Here is a 20,909-nt window from a genome sequence, read left to right as displayed (position 1 = left end):
CCGCGCGCCGCCGTCGGCGCGCCCCGGGAGCCGGTCGCGCAGGGTGTCGTCCATGGCCAGCCCGCGATCGCCGAGGCCGTACTCGGCGTCGGCCAGCGCCCGGTCGATGAGCGTGCGGATGACGTCGGCGTCGAGTGCGCGCAGCACGTAGGTGCGCGTGCGCGAGAGCAGCGCGTTGTTGACCTCGAATGACGGGTTCTCGGTGGTCGCGCCCACGAGCACCAGCGTGCCGTCCTCGACGTAGGGCAGCAGGCCGTCCTGCTGCGCCTTGTTGAAACGATGGACCTCGTCGACGAACAGCAGTGTCCCGCGGCCGTCCCGCGAACGCGCGTCCTTCGCGTCGGCGACCGCCGCACGGATGTCCTTGACCCCCGCCATGACCGCCGAGATCTGCACGAAACGGATGTCCACGGCCGCGGCCAGCAGCCGCGCCAGCGTCGTCTTGCCGGTACCGGGCGGGCCCCAGAGAATCATGGAGTGGATACGCCCGGCCGCCAGCGCGCGCGCCAGCGGCTTGTCCGGGCCCAGGATGTGGCTCTGGCCGACGTAGTCGCTCAGACGCGTCGGCCGCATCCGGTCGGCCAGCGGGCGACCCGCCAGCCCGGCGCCCTCATCCAGATCGATTTCCGTTTGCTGCGACACGGGCATCAATATAACGCAGCCAGCCCATGGCGCCGAGCCGTGCGAGCCCGATACCGGCGACGACACCGAGGCCGTCGGCCAGAAAATCCAGCGGATCGCCGCTGCGGTAGTCGATGCCGGACTGGATGAGCTCGATCAGCAGGCCGAAGCCCAGCAGCCCGAACAGTACCGCCCAGTAACGCGGGGCGAGGATGCCGCCGAACCAGGTGCCCAGCACGGCGAACGCGGCGAAATGCTCGACCTTGTCGAAATTGGAGATGCCCGGGCTCGGCGGGTTCGGCATCAGGCAGGCGTAGAGCAGTACCGCACAGCCGGCGAGCCCGACCGCGACCCACAGACGCAGGCACACCAGCGCGGGCCCGTTGCCGCTCATCGGCGGCCGCCGCCGTTCATGCCGCGGCCGTCCACCACCTCGACGTCATCCGGAATATCGAGGGTGAAGCGATCGTCGTCGATCGCGGGGTTGATCTCGACGTTGCTGAAACGGATGCGCGTGGTCTGGCCGAGACTGTCCTGGAGTTCCATGACCGCCGGCACCTGATCGTCGAGGCCGAGCCGGACCTCCTCGAAGTCGGTGTCGTCCGCCCGCGGGGTCAGGCGCACCCAGCTCATGCCATCGCGATTGCCGGCGGCACTGATGTTGAAGGCGTCCTCGAGCGCGGCCCCGCCGGTCAGCAGCAGCGCCGGGGTGGCGCGCAGCGTCGCGTCGATGTCGCGCACGGTCACCTGTGCCAGGTCCACGTCGTAGAAACGGAAGACGTTGCCGTCGCTGACGATGATCTGTTCGTAGGGGTCCTGATAGGCCCAGCGGAACCGATCCGGGCGCGAGAGCACGAAGATGCCGCTCGCCCGCTGCATGACGTTGCCGCGATCGTCGATCTGGCGCTGCTCGAAGTCCGCGGTGAGCGTGTCGACGCGGTCGTAGAAGGCTTCGAGATCGTCCACGCCGTTCGCCTGGGCGAACGGGGCCGCAAGCAGCAGCAGGCCGAAAACGAGCAGGCGGCGAACGGGCATAGAGACTCCTGAAAACAAAAACGGCGCGGTATCGCGATGGCTGCGAGGCTGAGCCGTGGGCCATGAATCGAGACTGAACCCGTCAGCCCCCTCGGACACCCTATCGGACGTCCGCAGCACGTCGGGGTTCAATCGTCATCGGGCGGCGGCGGGGCCAGCACTTCGCGCCCGCCACTGCCCTCGGCCGCGCTCACGACGCCGGCGTTCTCCATCTGTTCGATCAGCCGGGCGGAGCGGTTGTAGCCCACGCGCAGGCGCCGCTGCACGTAGGATATCGAGGCCTTGCGGGTCTTGGTGACGATGGCCACGGCCTGATCGTAGAGCGGATCGGCCTCGGCGTCCTCCTCGTCGTCGGCGCCGCCCTCGCCGTCCCCGGCGCCGCCCTCGAGGATATCCTCGATATAGTCCGGCTGGCCGGTCTGCTTGAGATATTCCACCACCTTGTGCACCTCGTGGTCGTCCACGAAGGCGCCGTGCACGCGGGTGGAAAACCCGGTGCCCGGCGGCAGATACAGCATGTCGCCGTGGCCGAGCAGGCTCTCGGCGCCCTGCTGGTCGAGGATCGTGCGCGAATCCACCTTGGAGGCGACCTGGAAGCCGATGCGGGTCGGGATATTGGCCTTGATCAGCCCGGTGATCACATCCACCGAGGGCCGCTGCGTGGCCAGGATCATGTGCAGGCCGGCCGCACGCGCCTTCTGGGCGATGCGGGCGATCAGTTCCTCCACCTTCTTCCCGACCACCATCATCATGTCGGCGAGCTCGTCGACCACGATCACGATCGCCGGCATCGGTTCCAGCGTGGGCACGGGCTCGCCGGCCTCGGCGTCCGCGTCGGACTGGCCGTTCTTGGCCAGCGGATCCTCGATCGGCGTGCCGGCGTCGATCGCCTTGCGGACCTTGGTGTTGAAGCCGGCCATGTTGCGCACGCCGAGCGCGGCCATGAGCTTGTAGCGGCGCTCCATCTCGCCGACACACCAGCGCAGGGCGTTGGCCGCGTCCTTCATGTCCGTGACCACGGGCGCGAGCAGGTGCGGAATGCCCTCGTAGACCGACAGCTCCAGCATCTTGGGGTCGATCATGATCAGGCGCACTTCCTCGGCGTGCGCCTTGTGCAGGATCGACAGGATCATGGCGTTGATCGCCACCGACTTGCCGGAGCCGGTGGTGCCGGCCACCAGCAGATGCGGCATCTTGCCCAGGTCCGCCGTGACCGGATTGCCGCCGATATCCTTGCCCAGCGCCAGCGTCAGCGGCGAAGCCAGGCCGGTGTAACGCGGCGACTCCAGAATCTCGCGCAGGGCCACGACCTCGCGATCCGCGTTGGGGATCTCCAGCCCCACCACCGACTTGCCCGGGATCACTTCGACCACGCGCACGCTGGTGGTCGACATCGCCCGCGCCAGATCCTTGGCCAGATTGGAGATCTGGTTGACCTTCACGCCTGGCGCCGGGTCCAGCTCGAAGCGGGTGATCACCGGGCCGGGCTCGACCGCGACGACCTTCGCCTGGACGTTGAAATCGGCCAGATGCTGCTCGAGCTGCTCGGACATGCGCTGAAGCACGGCGTCGTCGGTGTCGCGGTCGTTGATCGGCGGCCGTGCCGCGTCCAGCAGCGCGGTGGGCGGGATCGGGCTGTCCGTCTCCGGGTCGTAGGCCGGCACATCGGCCTGCTCCTCCATCGGCAGATCGAGCTGCGTGGCCTTGTTCTTCTTCTTGGGCTTCTTGACCGGCACCGCCGTGTCGGCCGGCTTGGCGGACGTGTCGTCGCTCTCGGCGCCGAGCGTGGGTGCGACGCGTTTCTTCGGCTTGCGCTCGGGCTTGGGCTCGCTGTGTTTGACCGTCGGCGCGCTCGCGCGCCGCTCCGCGCGGGAGGCGCGCCAGGCGCCCAGGCGATCGAACGTGCCGCGCACGCCGCCCCGCAGCCCGCCGAGCACGAACGCGCCGGTACGCTCGGTCACCACTAGCCAGGAGAAGCCCAGCCCCACCGAGAGCGTGATCACGAACACCGTGATGAGCAGCCAGGCCGCGCCGACGATGTTGATTACCTCCGCCAGCGCGCCGGCGGTGGCCGCGCCGATGATGCCGCCGCTGCCCTGCGGCAGCGCGTCGCCGTTGGCCCCGAGCGCGAGCCAGGCCAGGCCGCAGCCGGAGATCAGCCACAGCAGCAGCGAAGCCGCGCGCACGCTCTTGGACAGCGCGTCGCCGGCCGGCCGGTCGATGTTGGCGAACACCAGCCAGCCGCCGTAGAGCACCAGCCACGGGAATATGAAGCCGAGATAGCCGAACAGGCTGAGCAGCACGTCGGCGAACCACGCCCCCGGGCCACCGAACAGATTGGCCACCGGCGAGCCGTCGCCGAGGCGCGACCAGCCCGGATCCTGCGGGCTGTAGGAGACCAGCGCGGCCAGCAGGAACAGCGTCACGGCCGCCGCGGCGAACAGCACCGCCTCGCGCATGAGCCGGCCGAGCCGCTGGCGATAACGGCTCACCGGCGCGTCGTTTGCGCCCGTGTCCTTGCGCTTGCTCGGCTTCGGGCCGGCCTTGGCCGCCTTGTTCTGCTTGGCGATCGCTTTTGCCATCGAATTCCTGCGAAGTCGCGCCGGCATGCCCGCCGAATACGGCAAGGCATTGACCGATCAGCGGATTGTAACCGGACCGAAACGGCCGCGGCGTTGAGAAAGCCCTCTCACGTTGCCGCCCAGGCGCTTGAATTGGCGCGCTTTGTGCACATATTAGCGCTATCGACAGGCAGACACGAGGACGGTTATGTCGACACGCCATTTCCTGCTGACCCACGATGGCGCCATCGAGGAGTTCAGCGAGGACGAGGCCTCCGCCGTGGCGGAGGGCAAGCAGGACCTGCCGCGCTTCGCCGATCGGCGGCTGCGCTACGTTCAGGTCGACTTCGACGACAACGTCAACGACGACGGCGAGATCCACGTCCGTACGCTCGGCGCAATCGTCAGCTTCGACGAGGACGGCCATCTGCGCGACGCCAACCGCGCCAGCGGCGAGGCCGACGCCCTGAGCGAGTTCGAGCACGACGCCTGCGTGCAGTACGCCCTGCGCGAGACCATACACCAGAGCTACGCGTTGAACTGATCGCCCCGTTACGGCGTATGGTGTAGGGCCGGCGGCCGGGTTTCCGGCGCCGGCCCGCTCGTTCGCGCACCGGTCCGCGGCCATCGCCCCGACGATCCGCCGGCCCCGATCCGACTGACACCATGGCTCGAGCCCGCCACATCGATTCCATCCTCGACGTCGACGCCCGCGACTGGGACGCCCTGGCGGCCACATCGCAGCCGTTCGTCCGCCACGGCTTTCTCGCCGCGCTCGAGGCCAGCGGCAGCGTCGGCCCAAACAACGGCTGGCGGCCCGCGCATCTGCTGCTCGAGGCCGATGACGGCCGCCTGATCGGCGCCGCCCCGCTCTACGAAAAGGACCACTCCTACGGCGAATTCGTCTTCGACTTCGCCTGGGCGAACGCCTACAACCAGCTCGGGCTCGACTACTATCCCAAGTACGTCTGCGCGGTGCCGTTCACGCCCGTGGTGGGCCCGCGCCTGCTCGCGGCCAGCCACGCCGACCGCCGGGCGCTGGCGCACGCGCTGGCCGCGCTGCCGGGTGAGGCCGGACGCTCCTCGCTGCATCTGTTGTTCGGCGACGACGCCAGCACCGCCGGCATGGCCGAGGCCGGGGCCTCGACCCGGCGCGGTTGCCAGTACCGCTGGTACAACCGCGGCTACGCCGACTTCGAGGACTTTCTCTCGCATCTGTCGTCCAAGCGCCGCAAGGAGATCCGCCGCGAGCGCCGGCGGATGCGCGAGGCCGGCGTCACCGTCACCGCCCTCGCCCCGGACGAGATCGACGAGGAGCTCTGGCACCTGCTCTACGCCTTCTACGGCCGCACCTACGCCATCCGCGGCCAGGCGCCCTACCTCACGCCGGAATTCTTTGCGGAACTGAGCGCGCGTCTGGGCGACCGGGTGCGCTTCTTCGTCGCCTGGCACCAGGGCACGCCGGTGGGCATGGCCTTCATGATGCTCGGCGGCGACACGCTCTACGGCCGCCACTGGGGCTGTGCGACCGACTACCACAGCCTGCACTTCGAGACCTGCTACTACGCCGGCATGGAATACTGCATCGAGCACGGCCTGGCCTGCTTCGACGCCGGCGCCCAGGGCGAGCACAAGATCCGGCGCGGCTTCGAACCCGCGCCCACCTGGTCCAACCACGTCATCGCCGACCCGCGTCTGGCCGGCGCGGTCGAGGACTTCGTCAACCGCGAGGCCGAGATGATGGCCGCCTACGAGCACCAGCAACGCACCCGCAGCAACTTCGCGGACGACACCGCGCCCGCCTCGTGAGCGGCCTGCGCGTGTACTGGCTGGACCCGAACACGCCGGACGGCGCCTTTCCCGATCCCGAGCTCGCGCTCGACCAGCCCAACGGCCTGCTCGCCATGGGCGGCGACCTCTCGCCGCAGCGCCTGCGCCGGGCCTACGCCCAGGGCATCTTTCCCTGGTACAACCCGGAGGAATCCATTCTCTGGTGGTGCCCGCATCCGCGCACCGTGTTCCAGACCGACCACATTCACGTCTCGCGCCGGCTCAAGCGCACGCTCGCCCGGGCCGATTACGCGGTGACCCTGGACCGCGATTTCAACAACGTCGTCCTGGGCTGCGCGGGCACGCGCGAAGGCAACCCGGGCACCTGGCTGGGGCCCGAAATGCGCGCCGCCTACGCCAAGCTGCACGCCCTCGGCGATGCCCACTCCATCGAGGTCTGGCGCGACGGCCGGCTCATCGGCGGTCTCTACGGGGTCGCGCTCGGGCGCATGTTCTTCGGCGAATCCATGTTCTCCCGCGAGCGCGACGCCAGCAAGATCGCGCTCGTCTGGCTGGGCCGGCAACTGCAGGCCTGGGGCTTTCCGCTCATCGACGGCCAGGTCGGCTCCGCGCATCTCTACCGGATGGGCGCCGTCGACCTGCCCCGCAGCAAGTTCCTCAAGCTCGTGCGCACCGAGCGCGCCAGGCCCGGGCCGGCCTCGCCCTGGCGCTTCACCATCGACGTGCCGCAGTCGCGCGACCATACTGGCGTCTGAAGTGCGCCCCGGGCGCATTGATCCGCGCCGCGCGATGGCCGATAATTGGTCAGTTAATCGTTTGTCAAGAGTTCAGGAGTCCATGGCAAAAGAAGAGCACATCGAGATGGAAGGCACCGTCGTGGAGACGCTGCCGAACACCACCTTCCGCGTGAAACTCGAAAACGGCCACATCGTGACCGCCCACATCTCCGGCAAGATGCGCAAGCACTACATCCGCATCCTGCGCGGCGACAGCGTCACCGTCCAGATCACCCCCTACGACCTCAGCAAGGGCCGCATCACCTACCGCGGGCGCTAACCGCGGACGCAGATGTGACGCGCCACGTCACAATGTGACGTGACGCTGCGCGACACCTCGCGCAGGGCTTGCGCCTAACCCGCTGTTTTGAATAGAGTCAGCGCGCTGGCACGCTCAATGCGAGTTGCCTGGGTGCGCCTTGAGGCGCCCGCTCACCGCACATCTTTTCAGGGGGAAACCCATGCAGAAACAACAAGGCTTCACGCTCATCGAACTGATGATCGTGGTCGCGATCATCGGCATTCTGGCGGCGATTGCTATTCCGCAGTATCAAAACTATGTAACTCGAGCCAAAGTTTCAGAAGGTCTTAGTCTGGCAAGCAACGCAAAAACCGCTGTAGCGGAGACTTATCAGACTAGCGGCTCATTTCCCACGAGCAATACAGAAGCCGGCCTTTCAGACAGCGATACCGGGACGGACATCAGCGGCGAGAATGTACAGAAAGTCGTAATCGGGACTGGCGGCGAAATTACGGTTACCTACAATGATCTCGGAATCTCTGGTGCTTCTACTCCGACTCTAAAGCTCGCGCCTTCAGAAAACACCGGTTCTATCAGTTGGACTTGCTCCTCGAGCAACATCCCGAGCCAAAACCTGCCCAGCAACTGCAGAAGCGGAAGTTAGTTCGCGTCGAAAATAAAAAGAGGGTCAGGCACATTGCGGGCCCCCTTTCCAAGAGCGGCGGCCCAAGGGCACCGCTCTTTTTTTGGCACTTAAGGAAAGAAAAAAGGATCATTTGAGCTGGCACGGCTCCCGCAGTCAGGCAAATTAAGTCATAGCTTGATGCGCTTTTATGTTTTAAAGAGACCAAGGGTCATAGACGTTCCTAAAAGCTTGGTAGCTCCGAAGCCCCTTAGTTGAGCACAGGCCATGCTCACCCCACCTCAATCTCGTCAGCGCCCCCAGCACATTACTCTCAGCGGGGCATCTCCCGTGAGGCCTGTGTCTTCGACTAGGACGACTATCTGTTATACCTCGATGCCTGCGCGATGCCGCGCCCCGCGACGGCTGCGATATCCATGCTTATCAACCATGTGCATCCCTGCCCAGGCCGCAGCAGGCAAACGCCGACTCGCGCATGAGGCCGTAGGTCGGGCGACGATACCTGCAGCGTGTCAGTCGGCGCCACCAGCGGACCGGCACACTCTGGGAGAGCCGCTATCGTCCGAGGCTCGTCGAAGCCGAGCGTTATCTGTTGACGTGCTATTGCTATATCAAACTCACCCCGGCCCGGGCGCACAACATGATGGATCGACCCGGCGACTATCGATGGTCGAGTTATAAAGCCAAGGCTCACGGCACGGCGGACGCCTGGCCGACACCGCATCCGCTTTATCAACGCCTCGGCCGGACCGGCGCCGAGCGACGGGTGGCCTAACCGGGCCTCGTGACGGAAGGACTCGACTCGGAGGCACTACAGGAGATTCGCAACTGCACGCGCCAGAACGTCGTCCTCGGCAACGAGGCATTCCGCGAGCAGATCGAGACCGCATTGAAACAACGTACGCGCCCCCGGCGTCGCGGCCGTCCGAAAAAGCGGAATCAGCCGTAGTATGGCGACGGATCGTCGCTAGCCATGCCGGAAGGTTTGATGCGATGCGGATCTTTTCGTGTCTGACCGCTTTTTGGGATGAGATACTTCGGTATACTTTGGTGAGGCGGCAGTTTTCAGCCAATGAAGCACAAGAATAAAAATGAGCTGCTTCTGGCCTCGATCGGGTCCCTTTCGGCTGGGCTGTTTCCGTTTCTCGGCTCCTTCGACGAGCGCCGGCTCTGGCTGGCCGTCCTCCTGAGCGGCACGCCGTTGATCGCGCTGGCGAGCGGACGTCTCACCGGCGCACTGCCGCGATGGCTTCTTTCATTTGGCGGGCCGATCCTGGCGGTCGGACTCGTGTCGAGCCTGGCCAGCGAGTTGCCGGCCTGGGGATTGCTCGGCGTGGCGCAGCTGACGTTGATGGCGATATCCGCCTGCGTCATCGCCGCTGCTCTCAAGCGCCAGGCGATCGCCGATGCGCGGCTTAACGCCCTGTGTTTCATATTGCCGGCCGGCTTGTGGTCCTTCGCCGCGCTGAGCATCATCTACACCGCCTTCGCCACCGGCCTACCGCTGCGCTATCCGGAACCGCTCACCATCTTCGCGAATATCCGCTTCCTGAACCAGTATCAGACGTGGGTGATGCCGTTCCTGGCGCTGGCGCTCATTCTGCCGAGCCCGACATGCCGGGTCCGGCCCGTTTTCTGGTATGCCCTGGCCCTGTCGATCGGCGTCTTCATCTGGGCCCTATACTGGCGCTCGATGGGGCGCGGGACGGCGCTGGCGACCGTCATCGCCACGGTGTTCGTCGCCCTGGCCTTCGGCCGACCGGGCCTGAGGCATCTGAAATGGACCGTGGTGCTGAGCGTATCCGGCCTATTGCTGAACGCTCTGCTATTTCCCGGCGATGGCGCGGTGGCCGGCATGGGACGCCTCGTCTCGTCAGATTCCCCCGGCCGTATTGCGCTATGGCAGTTGGCACTGGCGCAGATCGCGGCCGATCCTTGGCTAGGGCTTGGCCCGCTGCAGTTCGCCGCACTCGATAACGGCATTGCCTCGCATCCTCACAGCGCGGTGGTTCAATGGGCCGTGGAGTGGGGGCTCCCGGCCGCGGTACTACTGACTGGACTGCTCGGCCACCTGCTGCTCGAATGGCTGGCGTTTGCGCGCCGGACCATCGATCCCGTCGGCACACGCCAAGCCGCGACCGATTCCGATGCGATGCGCGTCGCAATCACGGCATCCTTGCTTGCGGCGGGCCTACATGCGATGGTCAGTGGAGTCATTGTAATGCCGGTCAGTCAGTACATGCTGGTTCTGGTAATAGGAATCGCGGGCGGCCTGTATCTACGAAGCGATACAACGCTCAACGAGCCACATCACCCGACCGGCGTCGCGACTTTTATGCGTGCTTCGATCACCGCTGTTGTGCCGGTTATGTGCCTGTACGCGATGGTTTTTACTGTCCACGATTATCGAACGCGCCTGGCAAAGGCCCGATCCGAAGCCACATCCTACATTCGCAACGCGAACCAGCCGCGATATTGGAGTGATGGCACACTCGTCGACATAAGCACAACTAGGCTGTCAAAATAGCCAAAAGTTCGATTACTCCCCTGTTTTATCCCTCCTGGATATTCAACGCCACGTTTCAACGACACATCGGCAACTATCCGCAAAACAGTCGAATCGCGTTGGCTGACGTTGCGCGTCACTTAGCCGGCATCACATAAAGTGTCGCGGCAACGTTCCTGAATAACCGCCGGATTTCCGCGCCGACCCATTGCGCCCGCGCGGTTCTGGCGCGATGATATGAGCCGTTGGGGCACCGGATTTCACGATCTGCGTCTTTCGCAGGATGACGTCATGGCTAGGCGAGTGGCTTACATTGCGACGGCGGCCGCGATTGCGGGCGTATCCGCGGGCGCGGCCGGCGCGTTCATCTGGCACGATCGCCCGGCGTCCTCGGCCCACGCGACCAATGCCAACCTGGCCGCCTATCCCGACAGCCCGGCACCCGCTCCCGCTCCCGCTCCATCACAGCACGCAGCAGCACCCGACACCGGGACGACTAAAACGGATTTAGCATCCGCCCCGCCTCTCCGGCTGGACACGTCACTGGACCCGGCGGACGAAGCGGGTTCTGAGCCGCCCGCGCCGGCACGCTCGACACGCGATTTAGCCGCGGATATGGCCGCACAGTCGCTGCGGGTGCCCGAACGGGGCGCAGACGGCCAGTTCATCCTGCCGGAGGAACTGAACCTGCGTGTGCCGGACGATGTCTCCACTGCGGAGCTGGTCACGCAGGGCTTTCGCCAGGACGCGGCGAACGCCTCCGAGGCGGATCTGTCGTCCGATCCGGAGGTCGCGTTCGACCTGGCCGCCCCCGACCGCCCCACGCCGCAGGTTGAGTCCTACAATCTGTTCAATCCCGAATACGGGCTGCGCGGTTTCATGAAACAGGGCTGGATCAGCCAGAACGTGGGGGTCCAGGGCGGACTTGGCCTGAACGACGATCGCCGCGTCGAGACGGAGGAAGGCTTTCGCGACGACATTGCCGTCGGCATGGGTGTGATTCTGGCGTTCTAGGCGAAACCCCGGGATGTGGCAAGACCACACAGCTGGGGCGAGCGTGACGCCGATCGAGGTGGCAGCCTGACCGGCGGGATGGCGCGATCAGTATCCGAGTTCTCGACCGCCGATGCCTCGGTACTCGTCAGCCGCCGACTCCGCGTCACCGCACTTCGATGCGCGAGTAGCTATCCTCGGCCCGAAATCTCGCACGGCGATCCGTTCACGCGCGGCTCGATCGTGCCAATCGACCGTTCATGGGGTATATCGAAACCGGTTCCCCGAAATGCACCGAGTCCCGCTTGCCCGGGGCGGTGCCGAGGCAACGCACGCGCCTCGCGATGGGGTCTCTGTGTTGCCAGCCGGGCCGACGTCCCGCAAAAAGTCCTGCGGCGCGAGAGGCCGCTGTTTCGCGACCGCCACTGTGCACGGCGCCGATCATCGGCCCGGGGCACGACGCGACATTCAGCGGGCCATGACCACTCGGTCGATCGAGGTGGCGTACAACGAGCTCGCACATCCGCAATGAGGTGGGTGCGAGGAAGCGCATTCACACGCCCCTTCGCGAATATGCGCGCTAGAGGCATGCGCCGGGTGAAACGACGCCCGGGTTCCGGACGCTCTCAATAGCGCCTCAAAAGGCCATGTACCCGCGATTCACTTTGCCGATATCAGCCGCGCACCCGAGCGTGAGAAACCGCTCACGACCCGGGCGTCTTGAGCCAGCGCCGCAGGCGCGAACGGCGTGCACTGCGACGCCGCCACAGGATGTTCATGGTCAGACAATAGGCAGCAAAGGTCACCACGAAGCCGATGCAGAGCACTACATCCGGCGCACCCAGCCACTGCAGGCACACGCCCGCGGCCATGAATCCACCGGCCACGATCAGCCATATGTAGAGCGCCCAGCCGGGCGTGAACCCCGAGCGCTGCAATAGATGGTGGAAGTGGTACCGATCCGCTGCGAGCGGGCTCTTGCCGCGGAGCACGCGCGAGCCCATCAGGTAACAGGTGTCCATCAGCGGCAGCCCGAAAAGCCAGACGGCGGTGATCGGACGAATGATGGAAGTCGCCTCCTGCGAGGCCTCGATGGCGAACCAGACGAGGATATAGCCGAGCACAAGGCTGCCCGCGTCCCCCAGAAAGATCCGGGCCTGGCGATGCCAGGGCGTGCGCAGGTTGAACGCGAGAAAACCGAAGATGCTGCCGATGGTCAGACAGAGCATGACGATGCTGACCGCGGCCGTACCGGAGGCCAGCGCGAGAATCACCGAAATCAGCAGTGCGGAGAAGCCGCCGGCAAGGCCGTCCATGCCGTCGATCATGTTGACGGCGTTGATGATGCCGACTGCGGCGAAGACCGTGAACAGCAGCGAAAAACCGCCCAGCCGCACGTTGTCCCCGCCGGTGATGGCGCCGAGATCCTCGAGGCGCACGTCGCCGAGCCAGTACATGCCGACGGTCACGGCAATCGTCTGGAGGGCGAGCCGCAGCGAGGCCGGCACGTGCTTGCGATCGTCCATGCCGCCCAGCAGCAGCAGCACAACGAGCCCGACCGCGAAACCGGAAAAGTGCCGGGTCGGCACGATGCCCCAGCCCAGCGCCAGGATGCTCAGGCTGATCGCCAGACCGCCACTGAGCGGGGTGGCCAGATCGTGCCGCTTGCGGCCGCCCGGGTGATCCACGTGCCCGAAATAGAAACAGACCGGACGCAGCACCAAGACTGCAGCCACGCTGACACAGAAAGCCATCAGAGCAAGGCCTAGCGCGATCATGGGTCGATTGGTCCCCCGGAACTTCAAAAATCAGGGCCGGCGAGATGGCGACGATCCACGCACACGGCCACTGCAAACGATTGCTTATTGCGGTCTACGATATATATTCCGCAGCAAAACGCAATTCACGGACCCGAATCAATGGCATGGCTTCACTTGGCGCCCGCCGGCCGCGCATGAGCGCGCGCGGCTGCGCCCGTCGCACTCGATGCACCGGATGCCGATCCATCGTGCGAACATCGGCCCGAATTCACTTGTCGCCGGCACGCGCATGAAATTGCTGATTACGGGCGGGTCGGGGTTCATCGGCTCGGCGCTGATACTGGATCTGCTCGAGAACAGTCCGCACGAGGTGGTCAATATCGACTGCCTGACCTACGCGGTCTGTCCGTTGTCGCTGGACGCGGCCGCCGGTCATCCGCGTTATGCGTTCGAAGCGATCGATATCCGTGACCGGCCCGCCGTGGCGCGCGCCCTCGACCGACACCGGCCGGACCGTATCGTTCATCTCGCCGCCGAATCGCATGTGGACCGTTCGATCGCGGACTCCGATGCGTTCATCCAGACGAACGTCGTCGGCACGCATCATCTGCTCGAGGCCGCGCGCGACTACTACGAGACGCTGCACGGCGCAGCGCGAGACGCATTTCGCTTCCATCATGTGTCCACCGACGAGGTCTACGGCTCCGCCGACGCGGGCGGCCGCTTCACGGAGCACACTCCCTTGTCGCCGAACTCACCCTACGCAGCCTCCAAGGCAGCCGCGGACGATCTCGTGCGCGTCTGGCACGGGACCTACGGCCTGCCCACGCTCACGACGGCCAGCACCAACAACTACGGCCCGCGCCAGCACCCCGAAAAACTGATACCGCGGATCATCATCGATGCGCTCGCGGGTCGGCCCATCGCCCTGTACGGCGACGGCCGCCACGTGCGGGACTGGATGCATGTCGAGGATCACGTGCGAGCGCTACGCCGCGTGACGGAACACGGCCGGGTTGGCGAACGCTACAACATCGGCGCATTGGCGCCGAAAACGAATCTGGAGATCGCAACGCTCGTCTGCGATGCGCTGGACACCCTCGTCCCGAATCGGGGGCTGGGCTCCTACTCTGGGCTGATCACGTTCGTCGCCGATCGCAAGAATCATGATCGTCGGTACGCGCTCGACCCGAGTCGGATAATGCGCGAGCTCGATTGGCATCCCGAGCGCGGGCTTGAAGATGGCATCCGCGACACCGTGCAGTGGTACCTGAATAACGCGCGGTGGATTAACGATGCGCTGGGCCTCGCCGGGGCCTAACGGTCTGCCTGACACTGAGGCCACGGTCGCCGGGTAGCGTCTGCGGCCCATCTCGTATCCCTCACGGCGACAGCATGGAACAAAAGCGCACACACAGCGACTTACGCTCGCACGCTTCGCTATAATATCGCTCGCACCAACGACTTGGCGTGAGCGAACCCCCGTATGACGAACACGCCTCCGAGACATATAAGGGCACTGATTCAAGGCATGCGATTCCTAGCATTCGCCTGACCGTTCGTCACGCCAAACGGCTCTTTCCAAAACGCTTACCCGCGACCCCAGAGGCCAGCCGGATGCGGCCAGGCGAAGACCCGAGGCCCGAGCGTGCGTTCAGCAATGTTTCAGTCCATGCCAGTTAATTTGGTGCGACCAGAATGGTCGTCTCGACCGGCCCATGCGGCTCCGGATCAAAGAGACGTACCAACGCCTTTTTCAGATACAGACGCTGCACCAATATCTTGACTCACCCCACACGAATTCTCATCGCTGCCAACACCGCCTGGTATCTGGCAAATTTTCGGCTGCGACTCGCGCGCGCTTCAGGACGCCGGCTACGAGGTCATCGCCGCAGCGCCTTATGACGACAACGCAAAACGGCTCGAGGCCGCCGGCCTGCGATTCGTTTCGCTGCCCATGGACAATGCGGGCACCAACCCGTTGCGCGACGCGCTGCTTACGGCTCGACTCGTTCGTCTGCTCATTCGAGAGCGGATCGATGTCTACCTGGGTTACACCGTAAAGCCCAACGTCTACGGCGGCATCGCCTGTCGCCTGACGCGGGTGCCATCGGTACACAATGTGGCGGGGCTGGGCACCGTATTCATGTGCGACAACCTGCTGACCCGCGTCGTGCGGGGTCTCTACCGACTCGGCATGAAGCGCGCGGCGATGGTTTTCTTCCAGAACGCCGACGACTACGCACTCTTCGAAAAGGCCGGCCTCGTCGACGCCGAGCGGGCGACCTGCCTACCCGGCTCGGGCGTGGACACCGCCCGCTTCGCGCCGCAAGAGCGCGAACAGGGAGCCATAACCGATCGCGGTCCATTCCGCTTCGTGCTCAGCGCGCGACTGTTGTGGGACAAGGGCATCGGCGAGTTCATCGAAGCAACCCGGCGCCTGAAAGGCGATGGCGCCGATATCGAATGCGAGCTCCTCGGCTTTCTCGGCGCGGAGAACAGAACAGCCATACCGCGCGCGCAGATCCGGGCCTGGGAGCGCGAAGGCCTCGTTCGCTATCGCGGCGCCGTGGAGGACGTTCGACACACGATCGCCCAGGCCGACTGCATCGTGCTACCGAGTTATTATCGCGAAGGCACGCCACGCTCCCTGCTGGAAGCCGCCAGCATGGGCAAGCCCATCATCACGACCGACGCCATCGGCTGTCGCAACACCGTCGAGCACGGTGTGACGGGGTACCTGTGCAAGCCGCGCGACGCCGCTGACCTTGCCGACCGCATGCGCGATGTCATGGCGCTCACCGAGGATCAACGGATGGCGATGGGCGAACAGGGTCGGAAGAAGATGCAGGCCGAATTCGAGGAAAGCATCGTCATCGACCGCTATCTGATGGTCATACGTCAAATCGTGTCGGCCGATAGCGGCCCCGCTGCTCGGCGGGCCTAGAGGCAAATCGCCTGAGGGTGCCGCGCCGTACGAGCCTCGGCACTCATCACAGTGCAGACATTCGCCGGCGAAGCTCATCCGAAACGCATAACCGGTTGAACTGCCTTCACACTCAGTGTGGTAGCGACAATGCCCAGTTACGCACCAAGGCGTCGTTATCAGCCAGCGAAGTCAGCCGAGAACATATCGATTGACATACACACCGCCATCAAGCGCTGATAGAGCGGTTGCAAGCCTGGTGTCCGGTGGGACAGTCCAGATTCGAGACTGGACTTCATTTCTACACGAAACGCTGACCGGCGAGGCTCACTATTCCCGTAGATAACCGGGCTACAACCGATGCGGTTGAGAAGCACCAGTTGGGCCGCACGACGTCTAGAGGGATCGTTCAAACCTCGTAATAGCTGCGATACCAGTCGACGAAGTTTCGCACACCGTCCTCGACCGACACTTCGGGACGATAGCCAACGGCTTCGAACAAACTGTCGACATCGGCGTGCGTGGCCTCGATATCCCCGGCCTGCATCGGCAGGTATTCCTTCTCCGCCTGGACTCCGAGACACTCCTCGAGACGCTCGATGTAACGCATCAGCGGCACCGGCTGACCGTTGCCGATGTTGTAGATCCGCCACGGCGCGATGCTGGTGCCCCGCGTCGGCGTGTCACTGGACCATGTCGGATCGGGGGTGGCGACCACGTCGACCGTCCTGACGACGCCTTCGGCGATATCGTCAACATAAGTGAAATCCCGGCGATGCTTGCCGTGGTTGAACACCGGAATCGATTCGCCGGCCAGCATCTTCTGCGTGAACAGAAAAAGCGCCATGTCCGGCCGTCCCCAGGGTCCGTATACGGTGAAAAACCGCAGGCCGGTGGTGGGCAGCCCGTAAAGATGCGAGTAGGAATGCGCCATGAGTTCCGTGGCTCGCTTGGATGCCGCGTAGATCGCGGCGGGATGGTCGGCATCCCCCTGCGGCGAGAACGGCATATCCGTCGACAGCCCGTATGCAGAACTCGTCGACGCATAGACCAGATGCTCGACAGCGTTATAGCGACATCCCTCGAGCACGTTCAACGTCCCCGTGACATTACTGTCGATGTAGTCGTGCGGGTGCGTGATGGAATGACGGACCCCGGCCTGGGCCGCGAGATGCACCACCCGATCGAATTTCTCGCGCGCGAAGAGTGTTTCCATCTCCTGCCGGTCGGCGATATTCAGGTGGACGAACGTGAACCGCTCGTCCGGCGCGAGACGATCGAGCCGTGCCTGTTTCAGGGACGGGTCGTAGTACGGGTCCATGTTATCGACCCCGACTACCACATCGCCGCGATCGAGCAGGCGTTGTGCGACATGGTAGCCGATGAATCCCGCGGCCCCCGTCACCAGTATCTTCATGCGTTGAAACCTTGTGCTTTAAGCCGTGGCGATGCGTTCACGTCACCGGTATTTTCTGCGGTGTGACATGGCCAGCGGCGGGAAAACAGTCGTCACCCGGACTCGCCCGGGCCGCTATAGTCGCCCGTCGGTCGCCTCGGCGGGGAATGTGTACTTGACGTCGTAGATCACATGCGTCGGCTTGCAATAGCCGCGGATCGCGTCGATGCCCATGGCCTGGAACTCGCGATGACCGACGGCGATCAACGCAGCATCGTAGGCGCCCGTTTCCGGTGTTTCCACCAGCGTCATGCCGTACTCGTGCTCGAGCTTGGCCGAATCCGCCCAAGGGTCGTAGATGTCGACGTGTACGTCCATGGCCTGCAGTTCACGGACGATATCCACGACACGCGTGTTGCGGATGTCCGGGCAATTCTCCTTGAACGTCACGCCCATCAGTAGCATGCGGGAACCGTTGACCTGAATCCGGCGACGAAGCATCAGGCGGATCAGTTCGTGGGTTATGTAGCGCCCCATGCCGTCGTTAATGCGTCGGCCGGCCAGGATCATCTCCGGGTGATACCCCACCGCCTGAGCCTTGAAGGTCAGATAATAGGGATCGATACCGATACAGTGTCCGCCGACCAGGCCAGGCCGGAACGGCAGGAAATTCCATTTCGTTCCGGCCGCCTCGAGTACCTCTTGGGTGTCCAAACCAAGCCGGGAGAATATCTTCGACAGTTCGTTGACCAGCGCCACATTGATGTCGCGCTGAATGTTCTCGATCACTTTTGCGGCCTCGGCAACACCGATACTTGAAGCCCGGTGAATGCCGGCCGGTACGATCGGGCTATAGAGTTCGACCAACCGATCCGCCACGGCATCAGTGGAACCCGCGACCACTTTCATGATGTGAGCCAGCCCGTGCGCGGCATCGCCCGGGTTCGCCCGTTCCGGACTGTAACCCACGAAAAAGCCTTCGTTATAGGTCAGTCCCGACCCCGAGGCAAGGATGGGCACACAGTGCTCTTCGGTGGCGCCGGGATAGACCGTCGACTCGTACACGACGATGTCGCCGTCGTTGAGATAGGGAGCGATCGACCGCGACGCCGCCTCGAGCGGCCCGAAATCCGGGACTTTCGCATCAGTCACCGGCGTGGGCACGGTCACGACATAAACATTCGCCGCCGCCAGATCGTCCGCGACGGACGAGAACCGGAGCGAACTCGCCGCCGCCAGTTCCCCGGATGCCACTTCGCGCGTGAAATCGTAGCCCTCGGACAACTGAGCGATCCGGGTGGCATCGATATCGAAACCCAGAGTTTCGTGGCGTTTTCCGAACGCGACCGCCAGCGGCAATCCGACGTAGCCCAGACCTATCACCGCAATTCGGGTCTCACCCTTGGTCATTATTAATTCTCTGCAAGGAAGAAAACGATCACGGTAAAGCGACGCATGCAATGCCGCGGCGAGACGCGGATTATGAGGCTGTCATGCGGCTTTCGCAAACTATCCGCAGCCGATCCAGCGGGGTCGATATATCATGTCCGTCCGATTCGCTCAGTCTCAGACCCGAGCGCGCTCCAGCCATGCTTCGAACATCAGAATCGACCAGATCTCGCGTTTGCCCGCGACGCCCCTGCCATCCAGAAATTCGGCCCACATACGGCGGACACGGCCCACATCCAGGAATCCTTCGGCCGCCAGCCGCTCCGGTGACAGCAGCGATTCCGCCCATTCCCGCAGCGGGCCATGCAGCCAATGCTCCAGCGGCACGTCGAAGCCCTGCTTGGGGCGTTCCACGAGACGACGCGGCACATGGCGATAGAGCACCTCGCGTAGCGGCCACTTGCCTTCCGGATGACGCATCTTCAGTTCCAACGGCAACGATGCGGCGAACTCCACGACGCGGTGGTCCAGCAGCGGCACGCGCGCCTCGAGCCCAACCGCCATGCTGGCGCGGTCCACCTTCGTGAGGATGTCACCCGGTAGATAGCCGACAAGGTCGAGATACATCATGCGCTCGACGAAACTGTCCAGATCCGGCAACCGCGATCGGTTCGTCACGAAACCCTGCGGTTCCCGACCCCCAATGACCAACGCTTCCGGGTCCGGCCAGTACGAGATCAGCTTCAGATACAGCTCTTCAGGGGCGTTCATGCCCATGATGTCAGCGAGCAGCGCGATCTTGTCCGTCGGATCCCGCATGCGAAAGCGTGCGGGCATGACTTCGAGCAGCGCGCCGAGCGCGCGGCCCCAGAGTCGAGGTGACGCACGCAGTACACGTTCGAGCGAGCGGCGCGCCATCGAGGGCATTCCGCCGACACGCCCCCACACCCGCTGACTCCAGAAATAGCGGCTGTAGCCACAGAACAGCTCGTCGCCGCCGTCACCGGACAGACTGACGACGACATCGCGACGGGCCAGCCGCGAGACGAGGTAGGTGGGTATCTGGGAGAAATCCGCGAACGGCTCGTCGTACATCTCCGGCAGATGCGGGATGACCTGCTGGGCCTCGGCCGGGCTGACATACAACTCGGAATGCCGCGTGCCGAGATATTCCGCTACCGCCTTGGCGTGCGGGGCTTCCTCGTAGTGCCCCTCCTTGAACCCGATCGAGAACGTCCGTACCGGCTGCTCCGACTGCGCTTGCATGAGCGCGACGACCGTGGACGAATCCACCCCGCCCGAGAGAAAGGCGCCCAGCGGCACGTCGGCGACCATCCGGCTGCCAACGGCATCGCGCAGCAATGCCTCGAGTTCGTCCACGGCCTCGTCCGGCGTACCGGCAAAGCGATTCGCCGCGCCGCGTTCGACCACGTCCCGCGCGGACCAGAAGCGCCGGACCAGATCCTGCTGATGATCGACGCCGGCGCCCGGCGCCTGCCCTGCCTGCGTCTGATCCAGGGTGAGAATGGCCCCGGGCGGCAGCTTGTACACGTTCTCGTGAATCGAATACGGCGCCGGAATGTGGTTGTACCGAAGATAGAGCGTCAAGGCGTCGCGATCGACGGACGCATCGAACCCCGGCGCGGCGCGCAACGCCTTGAGTTCGGAGCCGAAAAGAAAAAGCCCACCGGACCAGCCGTAATAGAGCGGTTTGATGCCCACGCGATCACGCGCCAGGGAGAGCTGGCGGGTCTCGCGGTCCCAGAGACCGAGCGCAAACATGCCGTTCGCCCGTTCGAGCGCCGCATCGAGCCCCCAGTGATCGATCGCTGCGAGCAGCACTTCGGTATCCGAGTGACCGCGAAACTGCCACCCGGCCCCGACCAGCACGTCACGGATGTCACGAAAATTGTAGATCTCGCCGTTGTAGACGAGCACATAGCGCCCGCTCTGCGAAACCATGGGCTGATGGCCCTCGGGCGAAAGATCCAGGATCGACAGACGACGGTGCCCAAGCGCCAGCCCGACCTGTGCCTCCTGGTGCGCCCCCTCGTCGTCCGGGCCACGACAGGCGAGGGTCGGCGTCATGTCGCGTATGGCCGCGAGCGCGCGTTCGGGGCCGAGTCGATGGCGCGCGTCCCAAAGGCCGGTCAATCCACACATTGTTCAGCAACTTCCTAGTTGGCGATAAAGTTCGACTTGATTATGTACAAAGCTCAGTAGGGTCACGAAATGACCCACCGTCTGTGGATACTGGAGTCATGACACACA

The 20,909-nt window shown here is 64.5% G+C and carries 17 protein-coding genes; 9 read left to right on the top strand and 8 right to left on the bottom strand.

Annotation, left to right across the window (positions count from 1 at the left end; translation table 11 throughout):
- The 4 genes from SAOR_RS11785 to SAOR_RS17220 form a co-directional block, all read right to left on the bottom strand.
- Positions 1–642: AAA family ATPase (locus tag SAOR_RS11785; RefSeq protein WP_123631608.1), on the bottom strand; the 642-nt coding region annotated here is incomplete at its 3' end.
- Positions 611–1,015, bottom strand: coding sequence for a VanZ family protein (locus SAOR_RS11780; protein WP_123631607.1), 405 nt, complete (start codon positions 1,013–1,015; stop codon positions 611–613). The genes SAOR_RS11780 and SAOR_RS11785, both read right to left, overlap by 32 nt.
- The gene (lolA, locus tag SAOR_RS11775; protein ID WP_123592667.1) at positions 1,012–1,656 is read right to left on the bottom strand and encodes an outer membrane lipoprotein periplasmic chaperone LolA; all 645 of its coding nucleotides are present in this window, start codon (positions 1,654–1,656) and stop codon (positions 1,012–1,014) included. The genes SAOR_RS11780 and lolA overlap by 4 nt, the downstream gene beginning before the upstream one ends.
- A gap of 128 nt (positions 1,657–1,784) precedes the next feature.
- On the bottom strand, positions 1,785–4,238 hold the full coding sequence (locus SAOR_RS17220) for a DNA translocase FtsK (protein WP_123631606.1): 2,454 nt from the start codon (positions 4,236–4,238) through the stop codon (positions 1,785–1,787).
- Positions 4,239–4,425: 187 nt separating this feature from the next.
- On the opposite strand from SAOR_RS17220, the gene SAOR_RS11765 reads away from it, so the two are divergent.
- The 7 genes from SAOR_RS11765 (at position 4,426) to SAOR_RS16735 (ending at position 11,188) form a co-directional block, all read left to right on the top strand.
- Positions 4,426–4,761 carry a hypothetical protein gene (locus SAOR_RS11765; protein ID WP_123592669.1) on the top strand — a complete coding sequence of 112 codons (336 nt, stop codon included), beginning with the start codon at positions 4,426–4,428 and terminating at the stop codon, positions 4,759–4,761.
- Positions 4,762–4,883: 122 nt separating this feature from the next.
- Positions 4,884–6,026, top strand: a complete 1,143-nt coding sequence (locus tag SAOR_RS11760) for a GNAT family N-acetyltransferase (protein WP_123631605.1) — start codon at positions 4,884–4,886, stop codon at positions 6,024–6,026.
- Entirely contained in the window at positions 6,023–6,763 is a 741-nt protein-coding gene (aat, locus tag SAOR_RS11755; RefSeq protein ID WP_123631604.1) for a leucyl/phenylalanyl-tRNA--protein transferase, read from the top strand. Before SAOR_RS11760 ends, aat begins: the two co-directional genes overlap by 4 nt.
- A gap of 82 nt (positions 6,764–6,845) precedes the next feature.
- Positions 6,846–7,064, top strand: a complete 219-nt coding sequence (gene infA, locus SAOR_RS11750) for a translation initiation factor IF-1 (RefSeq protein WP_123590264.1) — start codon at positions 6,846–6,848, stop codon at positions 7,062–7,064.
- 181 nt (positions 7,065–7,245) lie between these two features.
- Complete coding sequence (locus tag SAOR_RS11745; protein ID WP_123631603.1) at positions 7,246–7,689, top strand: pilin; 444 nt, start codon at positions 7,246–7,248, stop codon at positions 7,687–7,689.
- 1,051 nt (positions 7,690–8,740) lie between these two features.
- The gene (locus SAOR_RS11740) at positions 8,741–10,195 is read left to right on the top strand and encodes an O-antigen ligase family protein (RefSeq protein ID WP_123631602.1); all 1,455 of its coding nucleotides are present in this window, start codon (positions 8,741–8,743) and stop codon (positions 10,193–10,195) included.
- 594 nt (positions 10,196–10,789) lie between these two features.
- A complete protein-coding gene (locus SAOR_RS16735) occupies positions 10,790–11,188 on the top strand; it encodes a hypothetical protein (RefSeq protein ID WP_148077383.1) in 399 nt (132 codons plus the stop codon).
- 683 nt (positions 11,189–11,871) lie between these two features.
- Here SAOR_RS16735 and SAOR_RS11730 read toward each other — a convergent pair.
- Entirely contained in the window at positions 11,872–12,903 is a 1,032-nt protein-coding gene (locus SAOR_RS11730; RefSeq protein ID WP_245965457.1) for an MraY family glycosyltransferase, read from the bottom strand.
- A 40-nt stretch (positions 12,904–12,943) separates the two neighbouring features.
- Between SAOR_RS11730 and rfbB the strand changes: the two genes are divergently transcribed.
- A complete protein-coding gene (gene rfbB / locus SAOR_RS11725; protein WP_245965456.1) occupies positions 12,944–14,248 on the top strand; it encodes a dTDP-glucose 4,6-dehydratase in 1,305 nt (434 codons plus the stop codon).
- A 489-nt stretch (positions 14,249–14,737) separates the two neighbouring features.
- Entirely contained in the window at positions 14,738–15,874 is a 1,137-nt protein-coding gene (locus SAOR_RS11720; protein ID WP_123631599.1) for a glycosyltransferase, read from the top strand.
- A 388-nt stretch (positions 15,875–16,262) separates the two neighbouring features.
- On the opposite strand, the gene SAOR_RS11715 is transcribed toward SAOR_RS11720, so the two are convergent.
- The 3 genes from SAOR_RS11715 to asnB all read right to left on the bottom strand — a co-directional run bounded on the left by SAOR_RS11715 (position 16,263) and on the right by asnB (position 20,801).
- Complete coding sequence (locus SAOR_RS11715) at positions 16,263–17,270, bottom strand: NAD-dependent epimerase (protein WP_123631598.1); 1,008 nt, start codon at positions 17,268–17,270, stop codon at positions 16,263–16,265.
- 114 nt (positions 17,271–17,384) lie between these two features.
- Positions 17,385–18,659, bottom strand: a complete 1,275-nt coding sequence (locus SAOR_RS11710; RefSeq protein WP_123631597.1) for a nucleotide sugar dehydrogenase — start codon at positions 18,657–18,659, stop codon at positions 17,385–17,387.
- Between the two features lie 156 nt (positions 18,660–18,815).
- Positions 18,816–20,801 (bottom strand): asparagine synthase (glutamine-hydrolyzing), encoded by a 1,986-nt coding sequence (gene asnB / locus SAOR_RS11705; protein ID WP_123631596.1) that lies wholly within the window; start codon positions 20,799–20,801, stop codon positions 18,816–18,818.
- Positions 20,802–20,909: the final 108 nt, after the last annotated feature.

Source organism: Salinisphaera orenii subsp. orenii MK-B5, from assembly GCF_003788635.1.
GTDB lineage: Bacteria > Pseudomonadota > Gammaproteobacteria > Nevskiales > Salinisphaeraceae > Salinisphaera > Salinisphaera orenii.
Note: the sequence above shows the minus strand (reverse complement) of the source record. Positions and strands in the feature narration are given on the sequence as shown.

Excerpts from the sequence above, each read along its gene's own strand:
- SAOR_RS11765 (WP_123592669.1), top strand. The coding sequence starts at position 4,426 with ATGTCGACACGCCATTTCCTGCTGACCCACGATGGCGCCATCGAGGAG.
- SAOR_RS16735 (WP_148077383.1), top strand. The coding sequence starts at position 10,790 with ATGGCCGCACAGTCGCTGCGGGTGCCCGAACGGGGCGCAGACGGCCAG.
- SAOR_RS11760 (WP_123631605.1), top strand. The coding sequence starts at position 4,884 with ATGGCTCGAGCCCGCCACATCGATTCCATCCTCGACGTCGACGCCCGC.
- SAOR_RS11780 (WP_123631607.1), bottom strand. The coding sequence starts at position 1,015 with ATGAGCGGCAACGGGCCCGCGCTGGTGTGCCTGCGTCTGTGGGTCGCG.
- lolA (WP_123592667.1), bottom strand. The coding sequence starts at position 1,656 with ATGCCCGTTCGCCGCCTGCTCGTTTTCGGCCTGCTGCTGCTTGCGGCC.
- rfbB (WP_245965456.1), top strand. The coding sequence starts at position 12,944 with ATGGGTCGATTGGTCCCCCGGAACTTCAAAAATCAGGGCCGGCGAGAT.
- SAOR_RS11715 (WP_123631598.1), bottom strand. The coding sequence starts at position 17,270 with ATGAAGATACTGGTGACGGGGGCCGCGGGATTCATCGGCTACCATGTC.
- SAOR_RS11710 (WP_123631597.1), bottom strand. The coding sequence starts at position 18,659 with ATGACCAAGGGTGAGACCCGAATTGCGGTGATAGGTCTGGGCTACGTC.
- SAOR_RS17220 (WP_123631606.1), bottom strand. The coding sequence starts at position 4,238 with ATGGCAAAAGCGATCGCCAAGCAGAACAAGGCGGCCAAGGCCGGCCCG.
- infA (WP_123590264.1), top strand. The coding sequence starts at position 6,846 with ATGGCAAAAGAAGAGCACATCGAGATGGAAGGCACCGTCGTGGAGACG.
- SAOR_RS11745 (WP_123631603.1), top strand. The coding sequence starts at position 7,246 with ATGCAGAAACAACAAGGCTTCACGCTCATCGAACTGATGATCGTGGTC.
- asnB (WP_123631596.1), bottom strand. The coding sequence starts at position 20,801 with ATGTGTGGATTGACCGGCCTTTGGGACGCGCGCCATCGACTCGGCCCC.
- SAOR_RS11740 (WP_123631602.1), top strand. The coding sequence starts at position 8,741 with ATGAAGCACAAGAATAAAAATGAGCTGCTTCTGGCCTCGATCGGGTCC.